The organism is Psychrobacter pasteurii, from assembly GCF_900162815.1.
Taxonomy (GTDB): Bacteria; Pseudomonadota; Gammaproteobacteria; order Pseudomonadales; family Moraxellaceae; genus Psychrobacter; species Psychrobacter pasteurii.
In genome coordinates, this window is record NZ_FUGD01000009.1 from 1 (window position 1) to 1171 (window position 1171).

At 39.3% G+C, this 1171-nt stretch carries 1 protein-coding gene; it reads left to right on the forward strand.

The annotated features are described in order from the left end of the window. Positions 1–45: 45 nt before the first annotated feature. Positions 46–1133, forward strand: a protein-coding gene (locus A1232T_RS00060; RefSeq protein WP_167367008.1) for an IS3 family transposase whose coding sequence is annotated in 2 segments (ribosomal slippage) — positions 46–298 and positions 298–1133 — 1089 coding nt in all. Because the reading frame shifts where the segments join, the coding sequence is not laid out codon by codon here. Positions 1134–1171: the final 38 nt, after the last annotated feature.

The following is a 1171-nucleotide window of genomic DNA, read 5'->3' on the forward strand; positions in this document are numbered from 1 at the left end:
TAAAAGTAGAAACTAACTGCTAAAATACTAGCAGGAGATTTCGACATGAAAAAATCAAGATTTACCGACACTCAGATTGTTAATATACTCAAACAAGCAGAACAAGGCGTACCTGTCAGTGACATACTACGTGAACACAATATAAGCCAGAGCACGTTTTACAAATGGCGCTCCAAATATGGTGGCATGGATGCCTCATTAATTACCCGTCTTAAAGAATTAGAAGCTGAGAACGCTCGTCTGAAGAAGATGTACGCCGAGGAACGGCTTAAATCAGACATCTTACAGGACGCCATGTCAAAAAAGTGGTAGCGCCCTCTAGGCGCAAAGAGCTTGCTCAGCATTACATCAATGCCAGAGCCATTAGCATCCGTTTAGCCTGTCTGATCTTTAACATCAGCACAACCTGCTATTACTATCAGCCAAAGACAGCGGATGACAATGAGCAGATAGCTAAGCTGTTGATTGATTTAACAAGTAGTCATAAAAACTGGGGCTTTAAACTATGCTTCTTATATCTAAGAAATGTACTGGGTCTGCCTTATAACCATAAACGTGTTTATCGTATCTACCGTGAGCTTGAATTAAACCTAAGAATAAAGCCTAAACGGCGTATTAAACGAGACAAACCCCAAAAGCTTGCTGTACCTTCTAACATCAATCAAAGCTGGAGCATGGACTTTATGCACGATGCTTTAACCGATGGTCGTGCTATTAGACTGTTTAATGTCATTGATGACTTTAATCGTGAAGCATTAGCCATTGAGGTTGACTTCTCGTTGCCAGCTCAAAGAGTGATACGTAGTTTAAATCAGCTTATAGAGTACCGTGGTAAGCCTAATCAAATCAGGTGTGATAATGGCCCTGAATACATCAGTAATGATTTAAAGGATTGGGCAACTAAGCAAGGTATCGTTATTGAATATATCGAGCCTGGTAATCCCCAGCAAAATGCTTATGTTGAACGATTTAATAAAACAGTGCGTTATGATTGGCTTAATCAAGAATTGTTTGATAGTTTAGATCAAGTGAGACAACAAGCCGAAGCTTGGATCAATCACTATAATAATGAAAGACCCAATATGGGTAATGGTGGCTTTACGCCGATTCAGAAATTTAATATGGCAGCTTAGTTCTACTTATTTAGTGTTTTAAATTTGGGGGTATTTCC